Origin of the sequence: Shewanella zhangzhouensis (assembly GCF_019457615.1) — a bacterium.
Taxonomy (GTDB): Bacteria; Pseudomonadota; Gammaproteobacteria; order Enterobacterales; family Shewanellaceae; genus Shewanella; species Shewanella zhangzhouensis.
On record NZ_CP080414.1, the window covers coordinates 251,859 to 265,000 of the forward strand.

Annotated in this window: 18 protein-coding genes (1 of these 18 only partly in view); 10 read left to right on the top strand and 8 right to left on the bottom strand. The window is 51.7% G+C overall.

Going from position 1 to position 13,142, the window contains the following annotated elements:
• The first annotated feature begins 2 nt into the window (after nt 1-2).
• From rplO to rplQ, 8 genes are all read left to right on the top strand, one after another.
• Nucleotides 3-437 carry a 50S ribosomal protein L15 gene (gene rplO / locus K0H63_RS01185; RefSeq protein ID WP_011758353.1) on the top strand — a complete coding sequence of 145 codons (435 nt, stop codon included), beginning with the start codon at nt 3-5 and terminating at the stop codon, nt 435-437.
• A gap of 7 nt (nt 438-444) precedes the next feature.
• Complete coding sequence (gene secY / locus K0H63_RS01190; protein ID WP_011758354.1) at nt 445-1,785, top strand: preprotein translocase subunit SecY; 1,341 nt, start codon at nt 445-447, stop codon at nt 1,783-1,785.
• Between the two features lie 21 nt (nt 1,786-1,806).
• Entirely contained in the window at nt 1,807-1,920 is a 114-nt protein-coding gene (rpmJ, locus tag K0H63_RS01195; protein ID WP_011758355.1) for a 50S ribosomal protein L36, read from the top strand.
• A gap of 114 nt (nt 1,921-2,034) precedes the next feature.
• Nucleotides 2,035-2,391 carry a 30S ribosomal protein S13 gene (gene rpsM, locus K0H63_RS01200; protein WP_126169095.1) on the top strand — a complete coding sequence of 119 codons (357 nt, stop codon included), beginning with the start codon at nt 2,035-2,037 and terminating at the stop codon, nt 2,389-2,391.
• 14 nt (nt 2,392-2,405) lie between these two features.
• A complete protein-coding gene (rpsK, locus tag K0H63_RS01205) occupies nt 2,406-2,798 on the top strand; it encodes a 30S ribosomal protein S11 (RefSeq protein ID WP_011758357.1) in 393 nt (130 codons plus the stop codon).
• 31 nt (nt 2,799-2,829) lie between these two features.
• On the top strand, nt 2,830-3,450 hold the full coding sequence (rpsD, locus tag K0H63_RS01210; RefSeq protein WP_011758358.1) for a 30S ribosomal protein S4: 621 nt from the start codon (nt 2,830-2,832) through the stop codon (nt 3,448-3,450).
• 24 nt (nt 3,451-3,474) lie between these two features.
• Entirely contained in the window at nt 3,475-4,464 is a 990-nt protein-coding gene (locus tag K0H63_RS01215) for a DNA-directed RNA polymerase subunit alpha (protein ID WP_011758359.1), read from the top strand.
• A gap of 39 nt (nt 4,465-4,503) precedes the next feature.
• Nucleotides 4,504-4,899 carry a 50S ribosomal protein L17 gene (gene rplQ, locus K0H63_RS01220; RefSeq protein ID WP_220066375.1) on the top strand — a complete coding sequence of 132 codons (396 nt, stop codon included), beginning with the start codon at nt 4,504-4,506 and terminating at the stop codon, nt 4,897-4,899.
• Between the two features lie 55 nt (nt 4,900-4,954).
• On the opposite strand, the gene K0H63_RS01225 is transcribed toward rplQ, so the two are convergent.
• The 7 genes from K0H63_RS01225 to ccmA all read right to left on the bottom strand — a co-directional run bounded on the left by K0H63_RS01225 (nt 4,955) and on the right by ccmA (nt 8,792).
• Nucleotides 4,955-5,512, bottom strand: a complete 558-nt coding sequence (locus K0H63_RS01225) for a type 1 periplasmic-binding domain-containing protein (protein ID WP_220066376.1) — start codon at nt 5,510-5,512, stop codon at nt 4,955-4,957.
• Nucleotides 5,513-5,731: 219 nt separating this feature from the next.
• Nucleotides 5,732-5,926: a hypothetical protein gene (locus K0H63_RS01230; protein WP_220066377.1), complete on the bottom strand. Its 195-nt coding sequence runs from the start codon at nt 5,924-5,926 to the stop codon at nt 5,732-5,734.
• Between the two features lie 81 nt (nt 5,927-6,007).
• The gene (gene ccmE / locus K0H63_RS01235) at nt 6,008-6,496 is read right to left on the bottom strand and encodes a cytochrome c maturation protein CcmE (protein ID WP_220066378.1); all 489 of its coding nucleotides are present in this window, start codon (nt 6,494-6,496) and stop codon (nt 6,008-6,010) included.
• The gene (ccmD, locus tag K0H63_RS01240) at nt 6,493-6,693 is read right to left on the bottom strand and encodes a heme exporter protein CcmD (RefSeq protein ID WP_220066379.1); all 201 of its coding nucleotides are present in this window, start codon (nt 6,691-6,693) and stop codon (nt 6,493-6,495) included. The genes ccmE and ccmD overlap by 4 nt, the downstream gene beginning before the upstream one ends.
• On the bottom strand, nt 6,693-7,439 hold the full coding sequence (locus K0H63_RS01245; RefSeq protein WP_220066380.1) for a heme ABC transporter permease: 747 nt from the start codon (nt 7,437-7,439) through the stop codon (nt 6,693-6,695). The genes ccmD and K0H63_RS01245 overlap by 1 nt, the downstream gene beginning before the upstream one ends.
• A gap of 1 nt (nt 7,440) precedes the next feature.
• A complete protein-coding gene (gene ccmB, locus K0H63_RS01250; RefSeq protein WP_011758365.1) occupies nt 7,441-8,127 on the bottom strand; it encodes a heme exporter protein CcmB in 687 nt (228 codons plus the stop codon).
• Nucleotides 8,128-8,138: 11 nt separating this feature from the next.
• Nucleotides 8,139-8,792 carry a cytochrome c biogenesis heme-transporting ATPase CcmA gene (ccmA, locus tag K0H63_RS01255; RefSeq protein WP_220066381.1) on the bottom strand — a complete coding sequence of 218 codons (654 nt, stop codon included), beginning with the start codon at nt 8,790-8,792 and terminating at the stop codon, nt 8,139-8,141.
• Between the two features lie 310 nt (nt 8,793-9,102).
• On the opposite strand from ccmA, the gene K0H63_RS01260 reads away from it, so the two are divergent.
• Nucleotides 9,103-9,396, top strand: a complete 294-nt coding sequence (locus K0H63_RS01260) for a c-type cytochrome (RefSeq protein ID WP_011758367.1) — start codon at nt 9,103-9,105, stop codon at nt 9,394-9,396.
• A gap of 155 nt (nt 9,397-9,551) precedes the next feature.
• Here the strand turns inward: K0H63_RS01260 and ccmI are convergent, their stop codons facing one another.
• Nucleotides 9,552-10,805, bottom strand: coding sequence for a c-type cytochrome biogenesis protein CcmI (gene ccmI / locus K0H63_RS01265; protein ID WP_220066382.1), 1,254 nt, complete (start codon nt 10,803-10,805; stop codon nt 9,552-9,554).
• A 388-nt stretch (nt 10,806-11,193) separates the two neighbouring features.
• Here ccmI and K0H63_RS01270 point away from each other — a divergent pair, with 388 nt between their 5' ends.
• Nucleotides 11,194-13,142, top strand: the 5' portion of a protein-coding gene (locus K0H63_RS01270; RefSeq protein ID WP_220066383.1) for a heme lyase CcmF/NrfE family subunit. The gene runs 28 nt beyond the window's last position; 1,949 of the gene's 1,977 nt are visible here — the first part of the coding sequence; the start codon lies at nt 11,194-11,196; its stop codon lies beyond the right edge, outside the window.

Below are 13,142 nucleotides of genomic sequence, written 5' to 3' on the forward strand. Positions count from 1 at the left end.
TAATGCGTCTGAACACACTTTCTCCTGCCGTAGGCGCGAAGTCTGCTCCTAAGCGTGTAGGCCGTGGTATTGGTTCTGGCTTGGGCAAGACCGCTGGTCGCGGTCACAAGGGTCAAAAATCTCGTAGCGGTGGCGGTGTACGCCCTGGCTTCGAGGGTGGTCAAATGCCACTTAAGATCCGTCTGCCTAAGTTCGGCTTTACCTCTCGTGTTTCTATGGTAACTGCTGAAGTTCGCCTCGGCGAGCTGGCAAAAGTTAACGGTGATGTTATCGACCTGAACGCACTGAAAGATGCGAACGTAGTAACTCGCAACATCCAGTTTGCGAAAGTCGTTCTTTCAGGTACCATTGAGCGCCCAGTGACCGTTAAAGGTCTGAAGGTAACCAAAGGTGCACGCGCAGCTATTGAAGCTGCTGGCGGAAAGATCGAGGAATAATACGTCGATGGCAAAACCAGGACTTGATTTAAAAAGCGCGAAGGGCGGTCTGTCAGAACTGAAAGCCCGTCTCCTGTTCGTGATTGGTGCAATTATCGTGTTTCGTGCCGGTTCATTTGTACCAATTCCTGGTATTGACGCAGCTGTATTAGCAGAGCTGTTTGCTCAACAGAAGGGAACCATCCTGGGCATGTTTAACATGTTCTCGGGTGGTGCCCTTGAGCGTGCCTCAATATTCGCATTGGGAATCATGCCGTACATTTCGGCATCGATCATCATGCAGTTATTGACTGTAGTGCACCCCGCACTTGCCGAACTGAAAAAGGAAGGTGAGTCCGGACGTCGCAAAATCAGTCAGTACACACGTTGGGGTACCCTGGTGTTGGGTACATTCCAGTCGGTCGGTATCGCAACCGGTCTGCCAAACCTGGTTCCAGGTCTGGTGGTGAATCCAGGTTTTGGGTTCTATTTCGTTGCGATCGTAAGCTTGGTTACCGGGACTATGTTCCTGATGTGGCTGGGTGAACAGATTACCGAGCGTGGCATTGGTAACGGTATTTCGATCCTGATTTTCGCAGGTATCGTTGCCGGCCTGCCATCAGCTATCGGCCAAACGGCCGAACAGGCGCGTCAAGGTGATTTGAACGTATTGGTATTGTTGTTGATTGGCGTGATAGTATTCGCCGTCACCTATTTCGTGGTGTTTGTGGAGCGTGGCCAGCGTCGTATCGTTGTGAACTACGCCAAGCGTCAGCAAGGGAATAAAATCTTTGCTGCCCAATCCACTCACTTGCCGCTGAAGGTGAACATGGCGGGTGTAATTCCCCCAATCTTTGCGTCCAGCATCATTCTGTTTCCTGGAACCCTGGCTCAGTGGTTCGGTCAGAATGAAGCCCTGTCTTGGCTCAGCGACATTTCGCTGGCCGTTAGCCCTGGGCAGCCGCTGTACTCACTGCTTTATGCAGCAGCGATCATCTTCTTCTGCTTCTTCTATACCGCGCTGGTGTTTAACCCACGCGAGACAGCAGACAACCTGAAGAAGAGTGGTGCGTTCATTCCCGGGATCCGTCCTGGCGAACAGACCTCGCGTTACATTGATAAAGTGATGACCCGACTGACTCTGGCAGGCGCGTTATACATTACCTTTATCTGTTTGATTCCGGAGTTCATGCTCATCGCCTGGAAAGTACAGTTCTATTTTGGCGGTACTTCCCTGCTGATTATGGTGGTAGTGATCATGGACTTCATGGCTCAGGTTCAGACCCATATGATGTCTCATCAATATGAGTCTGTAATGAAGAAAGCTAACCTTATCAACAAAGCGAATCTCGATCGCTTTGGCCGATAAGTTAGTTTACGGAGTTGTGAAATGAAAGTTCGAGCTTCCGTGAAGAAGATCTGCCGTAACTGCAAGATCATCAAGCGTAGCGGCGTTGTACGCGTTATCTGTGTTGAACCAAAACACAAACAGCGTCAAGGCTAAAAAATCTGGCCAGTCCCTGGCAACAGGGCTGGCCAAAAAATGTTTGCAAAACTGTCACCTGTCGAGTATCCTTTCGGGCTTTTCACAGGTGGCCTTTAACTTAAGGAGTGCATAGTGGCCCGTATAGCTGGCATTAACATTCCTGATCATAAGCACGCAGTCATCGCTTTGACTGCAATCTACGGTGTTGGTCGTACTCGCGCAAAAGCCATTTGCGCCGCTACTGCCATTGCTGAAGATGCCAAGATCAAGGAATTGAGCGAAGCTCAAATCGATACCCTGCGCGAAGAAGTTGCCAAATACACAGTAGAAGGTGACTTGCGTCGTGAGGTTTCCATGAACATCAAGCGTCTGATGGACCTTGGTTGTTATCGTGGCCTCCGTCATCGTCGCAGCCTGCCCCTGCGTGGGCAACGTACCAAGACCAATGCGCGTACTCGCAAAGGTCCACGTAAACCTATCAAGAAGTAACGGGAAGGTGAGAAATGGCTAAAGTTCCATCACGTTCTCCGCGCAAGCGCGTACGTAAACAGGTTGCCGATGGCATGGCTCACATCCATGCATCTTTCAATAACACAATCGTGACTATCACCGATCGTCAGGGTAATGCTCTTTCTTGGGCAACTGCAGGTGGTTCAGGCTTCCGTGGTTCACGTAAGTCTACTCCATTCGCAGCTCAGGTAGCAGCAGAGCGCGCAGGTGTTGCCGCTCAGGACTACGGTCTGAAAAACCTTGAAGTGTTTGTGAAGGGTCCAGGTCCAGGTCGTGAATCAGCCATTCGTGCGCTGAACGCTGTTGGTTACAAAATCACCAACATCACTGACGTGACACCGATCCCACACAACGGTTGTCGCCCTCCTAAGAAGCGCCGCGTGTAACGCCGTTAGTTAGGATAGTTGGAGAAAGAACATGGCAAGATACTTGGGTCCCAAGCTCAAGCTCAGCCGCCGGGAAGGTACTGACCTTTTCCTGAAAAGCGGTGTGAGAGCAATTGATTCGAAGTGTAAGCTGGAAACCGCTCCAGGTCAGCACGGTGCGCGCAAGCCACGTCTGTCTGAATACGGTACTCAGCTGCGTGAGAAGCAAAAAGTTCGTCGTATTTACGGTGTGCTGGAAAAGCAGTTCCGTAACTACTATAAGGAAGCTGCACGTCTGAAAGGCAACACCGGTGAAAACCTGTTGCAACTTTTGGAAACCCGTCTGGATAACGTAGTTTATCGTATGGGCTTTGGCTCAACTCGTGCCGAAGCACGTCAGCTGGTTAGCCATAAGTCTGTTATGGTAAACGGTCGTGTTGTTAACATCCCTTCATTCAAAGTGTCTGCGAATGATGTAGTAAGCATCCGTGAGAAGTCACGCACTCAAGCCCGTATCAAAGCGGCTTTGGAAGTGGCTGCCCAGCGTGAGAAGCCTACTTGGGTTGAAGTAGACGCCGCTAAGATGGAAGGTGCTTTCAAGCGTCTGCCAGAGCGTAGCGATTTGTCTGCGGATATTAACGAACAGCTGATCGTCGAGCTTTACTCTAAGTAAGGCTAACAAACAAGAGAGGACACAATGCAGGGTTCTGTTACAGAATTTCTTAAACCGCGTCTCGTGGACATCGAGCAGGTTAGCCCAACTCGTGCCAAAGTTACCCTGGAACCGCTTGAGCGTGGTTTCGGTCATACTTTAGGTAACGCGTTGCGTCGCATCCTTCTGTCGTCCATGCCTGGCTGCGCGGTCACCGAAGTTGAAATCGACGGTGTACTGCACGAATACAGCAGCAAGGAAGGCGTTCAGGAAGACATCCTCGAGATCTTGTTGAACCTGAAAGGTTTGGCAGTGATTCTTGAGGGCAAAGACGAGGCTATGCTCACTCTGAGCAAGTCCGGCGCAGGCCCTGTTACTGCAGCAGACATCACCCATGATGGTGATGTTACTATCGCCAACCCTGATCATGTTATCTGTCATCTGACCGGTAATCATGACATCAGCATGCGTATCCGCGTTGAGCGTGGTCGTGGTTATGTGCCGGCTTCTGCCCGTGCACAGAACGAAGACGACGATCGCCCAATCGGCCGTCTGCTGGTTGACGCTTCTTTCTCACCGGTTGCCCGTATTGCCTACAATGTAGAAGCGGCCCGTGTTGAGCAGCGTACTGACCTGGATAAGCTGGTAATCGATATGACCACTAACGGTACTATCGATCCTGAAGAGGCTATCCGTCGCTCTGCAACTATTCTGGCTGAACAGCTGGATGCGTTTGTGGAACTGCGTGATGTGTCTGTTCCAGAGCAGAAGGAAGAGAAGCCAGAGTTCGATCCAATCCTGCTGCGTCCTGTCGACGATTTAGAGCTTACTGTACGTTCGGCCAACTGCTTGAAGGCCGAAGCGATTCATTACATCGGTGATCTGGTTCAACGCACAGAAGTTGAGCTGCTCAAGACTCCTAACCTGGGTAAGAAATCTCTTACCGAGATCAAGGACGTGTTGGCTTCTCGCGGTCTGTCGTTGGGTATGCGTCTGGAAAACTGGCCTCCAGCCAGCTTGGCAGACGACCTGTAATACCGGATTGGTACAGAGATAGTTTATAAGGATTAGGTCATGCGCCATCGTAAGAGTGGTCGTCAACTTAACCGCAACAGCAGCCACCGTCAGGCTATGTTCCGCAACATGGCTTCTTCACTGGTACGTCACGAGATCATCAAGACTACCGCTGTGAAGGCGAAAGAACTGCGTCGCGTAGTTGAGCCCCTGATTACACTCGCTAAGAGTGATAGCGTTGCAAATCGCCGTTTGGCATTTGCTCGCACCCGCGATCAAGAAGTCGTTGGTAAACTGTTCAATGAATTGGGTCCACGTTACCAGGAGCGTCCTGGTGGTTACACCCGTATTCTGAAGTGCGGTCTGCGTGCCGGTGATAAAGCCCCTATGGCTTACATCGAGCTGGTTGGTCGCCCAGAAACTGCTCAAGCTGTTGAAGTTGAAGCCGCTGAGTAATTGAGCGTTACCGAAAAAGCCGGACCTTAGGGTCCGGTTTTTTTATGTCTGTAATCTAGTCTAACCAATCAATTTTCCCATCCAGCCCTTCAGGCACTTTGAGTTGCCACTTTTTCATCCCACTGCGGCTGAACAGCCAACGACCACTGTCATCTATCACAGGATAGATATTCGATGCAGGTTCGCCATTTAGAATCCGCTCAGCCATTCTGGCCGCGGTTTTACCGTGGGCATATCCATCCAGCACAAAGCCGCCTACATTACCCCTCGGGCCGATAGAGAAATCCCAGAAGCCAAACGATGGTACAGAGGTATTGTCGTGGATCCAGCCAAGCATCTCATCCGGCTCGGTATAGCTGCCATCATGCTCTGAGAGCGTATGGTAGAGGCCAACGATAACGGCATCGTAACCTTGCACCTTCGCTTGGCTTAACCGTTCCCGCCACACTTCGCTGCGGTTATCGAGACGTATATCGATATGAATATTGCCGACCTTAATATAAGGCTCCAGCTGACTGAGGTGTTCGTGTGACACCGTCGAGGTAGTGGACGCGTCAAATAGCACTAATATCCGTGGTGCTTCTTTGTTGAGCACGGCGCTCAAAAACAGCACTGACCGCTTCAGTAACGGTCTCTCAAACACCCCGGTGATGGCACTGAACTGTTCGAGTCCATAGTCTCTTGGTGCACCGTTAAGTCCCAGGAATACCAGCGGGACTTTCAGGTTGCTTAGCCGCGCGGATAGCAGTCTGAAAGCGTTATCGTCACCAATCAGTATGAGTTCAGGGTCATAGGCCTCTAGCTCGTTCCAGACCCTGTCAGCAGCCCTCTCTTAGTCTTCACGTTGGATGCGTTTGGTATCGAGCTGGAAACGAGCCAGCTGATGGCCGGTCAGCACATCTTGAATTCCGTGAACGTATGCTTGGTCCCAGGCGTAGTCGGCGTGGTAGCTTTCGATGATAGCGACGCGAGCGGCAAAGGCCGGGGAGAGCAAAATGCTGCAGAGCAATATGAAGAAGCGGCACATGATGTCATCTCCGTGAATTGCTCTTCCTAGTATAGTCGTGCCACTAAAAGGAAAGCCTCCGGGTGGAGGCTTTCGAAGAGATTAGCGTGAACCGCCTTTCTGTGTCTCTGTATATTCCAGCTTCTCATGGTTTTTACCCATGGCTTCAGCGACTTCAGGCGGCATGTAATTCTCATCGTGTTTGGCGAGCACTTCACTGGCCTGCAGTTTACCGTCTTCGGTCAGTACGCCCTGGGCTACAATGCCCTGGCCTTCACGGAAGAGATCCGGCAGCAGGTCATCATAAGTCACAATCACTTCACCGCCGCCGGCATCGTGCACGGCAAACTCAACGTGCAGGCTGTCGGGGTCACGTATCATGGAGCCAACAGTCACCATACCACCCACGCGAATACGCTGGCCCACTTCAGGTCTGATACCAGTGTCTGCTTTACCGTGGACGATTTCGGTTGGGGTGTAGAACAGGTTAAGGTTGGTGTTCAGTGCATACAGCAGCAAAGAAGCCACGGCTGCAACGCCACCAATCAGACCCACGACAAGGGCCAGTCTTTTCTTACGTCTTGGATTCATGCTTTGTTGCTCCGGCTTTCTTTCAGGCGCTCTTCCCGAGCGATTTTCTTAGCGATTTCCGTGAGCACCTTGCTTTTTTGGCGCGTGCTAAGAATGATGAGGGTCGCGAGGCTGGTGAAGGTAACCCCATAAGCCAGCCACACATAGAAGGCGTAGCCTCCCATGTTGATAAAGTCTGTAAAGGATTCAAACTGCATTATTTAACTCCTTGAGCCAGGGCCATCTCGCGCACCCAGGGACGCATTGCATTGCGTGCCAGGATCTCGGCCTTGAATCGAATCAGGGTCAACGCACCGATCATCAAGCCAAAGCCCACAATGTTAATGAGCAGAGGGTATAACATGTCGCTGGACATGGTGGATTTTTCGGTGATTCGAATCGTGGACGGCTGATGCAGTGAGCTCCACCATTCCACTGAATACTTAATGATGGGGATGTTAATCACACCCACAATCGCCAGGATGCCAGCGGCCCTGGCGGCCAGTACCTTGTCTTCGAATGACGCGTAAAGCGCAATCACACCCAAATACAGGAACAGCAGCACCAGCTCTGAGGTCAGGCGCGCGTCCCACACCCACCAGGTGCCCCACATGGGTTTACCCCAGGTAGCGCCGGTGAACAGGGCAATAAAGGTCACTACGGCACCGATTGGCGCAATAGCCGCAGCGGTCCAATCAGCCGCTTTGATTTGCCATACCAGACCAATAAAGGCGGCGGTGGCCATCCCCATGTATGCTGCCATCGACATGGATGCCGCCGGCACGTGAATAAAGATGATGCGATAGCTGTCGCCCTGTTGATAGTCCGTCGGCGCAAACAGCAGTCCCCAGGTGGTGCCGGTGGCGATAAAGGCTAACGCCAGAAAGGCAAACCAGGGTAAGAGTTTGTCTGATAACTTGTAAGCACGCTCGGGATCGGCGTAAGGATGTAACCACTTCCACATATTAGTTAGTACTCACTCTCAAAGAGGCGCCAACGGCAAAAGGCGCCAGTGTTAAAGACCCAACCAGCATGGCTCCTATTATAGCGAGCTGGCCATCGTAGGGTAAATTCATTCCCGCTGCATCAATGGCACTGGTCGCAAAAATCAGTACCGGAATATAGAGCGGCAGTATCAACAGACTCAGTAGCACGCCGCCTTTACGTAATCCTACCGTCAGTGCCACACCTATGGCACCAAGCAGACTGAGCACAGGCGTACCCAGCGCCAGAGTCGACATCAGGGCTCCATAGCTGTTGTCTTCCAGGTGCAGCAATACCGCCAGCAACGGCGACACCAAAATCAGCGGCACGCCGGTTAACAGCCAGTGGGCCAGCACCTTGGCCAGTACTGTGATGTACAGTGGCTGAGGACTCAGCAGCATCTGCTCCAGCGAGCCGTCTACAAAGTCGGCTTTGAATAAACGCTCCAGCGATAACATGGACGCCAGCAGCGCAGCTACCCAGATAATGCCGGGGGCAATGCGGGTCAATACCTGGGGTTCAGGGCCAATTCCCAATGGGAACAGGGTCACTACCATCACAAAAAACAACAAGGGATTGAAGATATCACCGCGGTGACGGATGGCAATTTTTAAATCCCGCTTAAGTACAGTGCCAAATGCCTGGGTAAAACTAATGCCTCTTTTCATGCGAGCCAACCTTATACGAACCTGTACTCAAGCTTGAGTTTGCGAAGCCGCTCATCTTTGATGAGTCCCATATCCTGGTGAGTGGTCAGGATCACACAGCCGCCGTTATCGGCATGCTTGAGAAACAGTTGTTCAAGCTCTGCAACACCGCGTTTGTCGATGGCAGTAAAAGGCTCATCCAAGATCCACACTTTACAGTTACTGTGCCAAAGCCTTGCAAGTGCGGTGCGTCTGTGCTGCCCGGCAGATAAATGCCCGGCCAGCGCTTCTTCAAATCCCTTCAGATTGACTTTGGCGAGGATATCGCCAGTGTCGAAATCATCATAGCCACTTAGCCTTAAATTGAAGTTAAGGTTCTCTTCGGCCGTCAGCTCGCTTTTGACACCAGCCAAATGGCCCAAATAGAGCAGGTCTTCGTTAAATTCATCGCGGCAACGGCCAATTTCTTCGTTGCGGTAAAACACACTGCCGGCGTAAGGGCGAGAGAGGCCTGCAAGGATGCGCAGCAAGCTGGTTTTGCCTGCGCCATTGGGGCCTTCAATTTGGATGATATCGCCTTCGTTAACGCTGAAACTCAGTTCGTCAAAGAGGATCCTTTCTTCACGAATACAAGTTAGCTTTTCGGCGGATACCAGTGAGTAGGCTGTTTTTGTTGGTAGTGTCACTGAGACCTCTAATACCGCGTAATCCTGTGCTGATACTAACATACTTGAAATCCGGGGTTTACCGATGAAGTGGACTAAGTATCAGCAATTTGATGCAGTTCCAATAAGTGCAATGATGCCGGAACTTTTTCAATATTTGCTAATATATTGCCGAATTTGTGGTGTAAATCTCATCCTCTAAAACAAGCTGGGAGAGAACTCACAAAAAGGTGAGATCTTTTGAAGTTTGTAGTACCCTAAGCTCGCTAAAACCAGTCTGCCTTCGAGGGCAGCGTTGAGCATGTAAGTATTTGCATTAGGAACATTGAACATGAAAAAACTGTTAGCAATGACTGCAGTAGCTGCTCTGACTATGGCTGCCAGCGTATCTGCCCAAGAAGGTGAAGCTGTATATAACAAGGCTTGCCAGGTATGTCACAGCATGGGCGTAGCCGGTGCCCCTAAGGCTCACGATGCTGCCCAGTGGGAACCTCGTCTGGCCAAAGGTATCGATGCGCTGCTGACCAGCGTTAAAGGCGGTCTGAACGCAATGCCTCCAGGCGGTATGTGCACCGACTGTACCGATGAAGACTACAAGAACGCCATCGAGTTCATGTCCAAGTAATTGGAATGTAGTTCGAAGAACCGGCCCTCTGGCCGGTTTTTTATTGCCCGTTTTTTGTAATTTGACCGCGATGCAGATTGCAAGGCTGACCTCAGGCAAATAAAAAGCCGGCGTTAAGCCGGCTTAATTGAAGATGTGTATCTGTCGTCCAGGGCTTATTGCACCAGAGTATCCAGCACCAGGTTCACAGATTCGCCACCCACAGCGACCTCATTGAGACTGCCCTTAAGATCACCTGACTGAGGCTTCACGCTGCCGTGCTTCGATAATACAGCGATGATCTCAACTTGTCTGGCGCTGCTGAGCTTTACATCGCCGCCCATATTGGTGCTGTCGTCCAGAGTGATAGTGGCAGGCAGTGCTTTGGCGCTGATCTTGGTGGCGGCCAGTGGCACTTTCGGGCCTTCGGTCGCACGAGCAAAGATAAACAGCATGTCGGAATCGCTGACATTGGCAGCCAACTCCGGTGATACCGAAATTTGAACCGTTACCGTTGGCACGGCCTTGGCGACAGGCTGGTGCACGCTGTCCTGCGGCATCTCGCCTGTCTCGGCCGCCATCTTCATACGGGCGGTTTCGATGGCGTTCATCAGTGCAGTTCTATCGATATCGGTACGCTGGGTAGCCAGAATACTCTGCCAGGCGTCGATAGCCTTTTGGTAGTTGGCGGTAAAGAAAGAATCCATACCCACCAACAGCAGAGTAGATGGATCCTGAGGATCGAGCGCCAGAGACTGATCGATTAACGCCTGGATCTCGGCCGACATCTGCTGATTGTTCTTGTAGTACAGTGCGGTGGCTTTAGGGCCCAGCAACTCGGCATGGGTACCTACCAGTTCCATTACCTTATCGAAAGCGCTGACGGCTTCATCAAAACGGTTCGCGGAAATATAGGCATGACCCAGGTTAAACCAGGCCTGGCTGTTGTCGGGTTCGGCCTGTACTGCCATTTCCATCATTTGTACCCGCTGCGACATAATTTGTTCGGCGGTCATACCTTCATGGGGATTGGCGGCGCGGGGAGGGTTAGCCACATTCTCGTATTGGCCAAGGTGCTGATACATGTAGCCGGAAATCCCAAGCAGCGTAACGGACATCACCACAGGCCACAGCAACCCTTTGGGTTTCACTGTGTTGACCAGTGACTCATCACTGCCCTGTTTGATGTCTTGCAGCAGGCTAATTTCGAGTTCTTTCTTCAGCGCCTCGAATTCCTGATTATCCAACAGATCTTCAGCCAGTTCTTTTTCGAGAATCGCCAAACGTTCATTAAAGAGTTCAAGGTTGGTTTGCTTACGCACGCCAGCTTCTTCGGCCTCTAACAGACGCTGCTGCCGGAAGTGGGGCACCCAGATCAGCATAAGGCCGATCAGCACAACAAATGCAATCAAAATCCAGAATGTGGTCATTATCTTATATTACCTTGGTTGCCTTGAATGGCGATACCGCCGGGTTTGCGGGTCAGATTATACGATAAGCATATTCATTGAACAGTAATATAAGCTTAAGCCCGAAGCCGAAACGCCAGAGTTGGGCACTGGTTCACAGAAAGCTGATTTAACCGCAACCAATTGGCAAAAATGGGGTCAGAATGTACGCCCAAGGGTGGTTGGGTGCGAAATTCGTCAATGTTGTAAGAATGAGACTGGCCACCCAGATTTGCGCGAAAATGGCAGACAGGAACTATAGCAACTACTAAAATGGCGCAAATTCGCAAAAACTAATGTGTGATTCATGTTGTGCGTCGATAGTAGTTGTCAGGCTGTCGACCCGGACTAATAAGACTGAGGAGTACCCATGATCCCGGAACTTGGACACTTTGCGCTGATAACAGGACTGGCGTTTGCCTTACTGCTCAGCTGCGTGCCGCTCATCGGGGTAGCGCGCAAAGATCAGTATCTGGTGCGTTATGCCTGGCCATTGGCTTACGGTATGTTTCTGTTCATTGCACTGTCTGTTGTGACTCTGGCGTACAGCTTCGCGGTCGATGATTTTTCTGTTGCTTACGTGGCACACCATTCCAATTCTCAGCTGCCGAGCTTCTTCAAAATAGCCGCTGTTTGGGGTGGTCACGAAGGCTCCCTGCTGTTTTGGGTATTTTCTTTGTCTGTATGGGCTGCAGCCGTAGCCAAGTTCAGCAAAGGACTGGAAGAAGTCTTTACCGCCCGGGTACTGGCGGTGCTTGGTATGATTACCGTAGGCTTCACCCTGTTTATGCTGCTGACTTCAAGCCCGTTCGAGCGCCTGTTCCCTGCGCCGATGGAAGGTCGCGACCTTAACCCCATGCTGCAGGACGTAGGCCTTATCTTCCACCCACCCATGCTGTATCTGGGTTATGTGGGCTTCTCTGTCAGCTTTGCCTTCGCGATTGCTGCACTGCTCAGTGGCCGTCTCGATTCTGCCTGGGCTCGCTGGAGCCGTCCCTGGACACTGGCGGCGTGGATTTTCCTGACCGGCGGTATCGCGCTGGGTTCCTGGTGGGCTTACTACGAGCTCGGCTGGGGTGGCTGGTGGTTCTGGGATCCGGTCGAAAACGCCTCCTTTATGCCATGGCTGATTGGTACCGCACTGGTGCACTCACTGATTGTGACCGAGAAGCGTGGCACCTTCCGTAACTGGACGGTACTGCTGTCTATCTTCGCTTTCTCGCTCAGTTTGCTCGGTACCTTTATTGTGCGTTCCGGCGTTCTGACATCGGTGCACTCATTCGCTGCCGATCCAAGCCGCGGTATGTTCATTCTCTTGCTGCTTGGCCTTGCCATTGGTGGCTCACTCACACTGTTCGCGTTCCGTGCCAGTGAAATGAGCAGTCCGGCCAAGTTTGAACTCTGGTCAAAAGAAACCATGCTGCTGGTATGTAACCTGCTGCTGACCGTTGCCTGTGGCACAGTGCTGCTGGGTACCCTGTATCCACTGCTGATTGATGCGCTGGGCATGGGTAAGATTTCTGTTGGCCCACCATACTTTAATGCCGTGTTTGTGCCCATCATCCTGGTGATGTTTGTGTTCATGGGTATTGGCCCCATTATCCGTTGGAAGAAGGCGAAAGACGGTGAAGTAAAACGTCAGCTGCTGATCCCGGCTATCGTATCTGCCGTGGTGGGTATTGCTGTGCCTTTCATCGCTGGTGGCGCATTCAACGCTTGGGTGGCTTTGGGTATCGGCGCAGCCGTGTGGATCACTCTGGCTACACTTCGTGCAGGCTATAACATCATCAAGACCAACGAAGGCCTGAGTCTTGCGCGTATGGGACGCAGTCAGTTGGGCATGATCATCGCTCACCTGGGTATTGCGGTCTCGGTCGTGGGTGGCACCATGGTGTCCAACTACTCCATCGAGAAGAGTGTGCGTATGGGCCCGGGTATCAGCCATGAGCTGGCCGGTTATACCTTCAAGTTTACTGAAACCAAAAACGTGGTAGGTCCCAACTACACCGCACAACAAGGTCAGATTGAGGTGTATAAGGGAGACAAGTTCCTGACTCTGCTCAAGCCCGATCGTCGTCAGTACAACGTGCGTACCATGGATATGACCGAAGCCGGTATCGACTGGGGCCTGTTCCGCGACCTGTATGTCACCATGGGTGACCCTATCAGTGCCACCGAGTACGCGGTGCGTTTGAACTACAAGCCATTCGTTCGTTGGTTATGGTTCGGCGGTATCTTTATGATGGTAGGTGGTTTCTTTGCAGCCTCGGATAAACGTTACCGCGTAAAGGCAACGGCTTCCGACAAAGCCAAAGAAGC

Coding starts and splice junctions, on each gene's coding strand:
- rpmJ (WP_011758355.1), top strand. CDS start 1,807: ATGAAAGTTCGAGCTTCCGTGAAGAAGATCTGCCGTAACTGCAAGATC.
- rplQ (WP_220066375.1), top strand. CDS start 4,504: ATGCGCCATCGTAAGAGTGGTCGTCAACTTAACCGCAACAGCAGCCAC.
- K0H63_RS01245 (WP_220066380.1), bottom strand. CDS start 7,439: ATGTGGAAGTGGTTACATCCTTACGCCGATCCCGAGCGTGCTTACAAG.
- ccmD (WP_220066379.1), bottom strand. CDS start 6,693: ATGCAGTTTGAATCCTTTACAGACTTTATCAACATGGGAGGCTACGCC.
- ccmI (WP_220066382.1), bottom strand. CDS start 10,805: ATGACCACATTCTGGATTTTGATTGCATTTGTTGTGCTGATCGGCCTT.
- secY (WP_011758354.1), top strand. CDS start 445: ATGGCAAAACCAGGACTTGATTTAAAAAGCGCGAAGGGCGGTCTGTCA.
- rpsD (WP_011758358.1), top strand. CDS start 2,830: ATGGCAAGATACTTGGGTCCCAAGCTCAAGCTCAGCCGCCGGGAAGGT.
- ccmE (WP_220066378.1), bottom strand. CDS start 6,496: ATGAATCCAAGACGTAAGAAAAGACTGGCCCTTGTCGTGGGTCTGATT.
- rplO (WP_011758353.1), top strand. CDS start 3: ATGCGTCTGAACACACTTTCTCCTGCCGTAGGCGCGAAGTCTGCTCCT.
- K0H63_RS01215 (WP_011758359.1), top strand. CDS start 3,475: ATGCAGGGTTCTGTTACAGAATTTCTTAAACCGCGTCTCGTGGACATC.
- rpsK (WP_011758357.1), top strand. CDS start 2,406: ATGGCTAAAGTTCCATCACGTTCTCCGCGCAAGCGCGTACGTAAACAG.
- ccmB (WP_011758365.1), bottom strand. CDS start 8,127: ATGAAAAGAGGCATTAGTTTTACCCAGGCATTTGGCACTGTACTTAAG.
- K0H63_RS01260 (WP_011758367.1), top strand. CDS start 9,103: ATGAAAAAACTGTTAGCAATGACTGCAGTAGCTGCTCTGACTATGGCT.
- K0H63_RS01230 (WP_220066377.1), bottom strand. CDS start 5,926: ATGTGCCGCTTCTTCATATTGCTCTGCAGCATTTTGCTCTCCCCGGCC.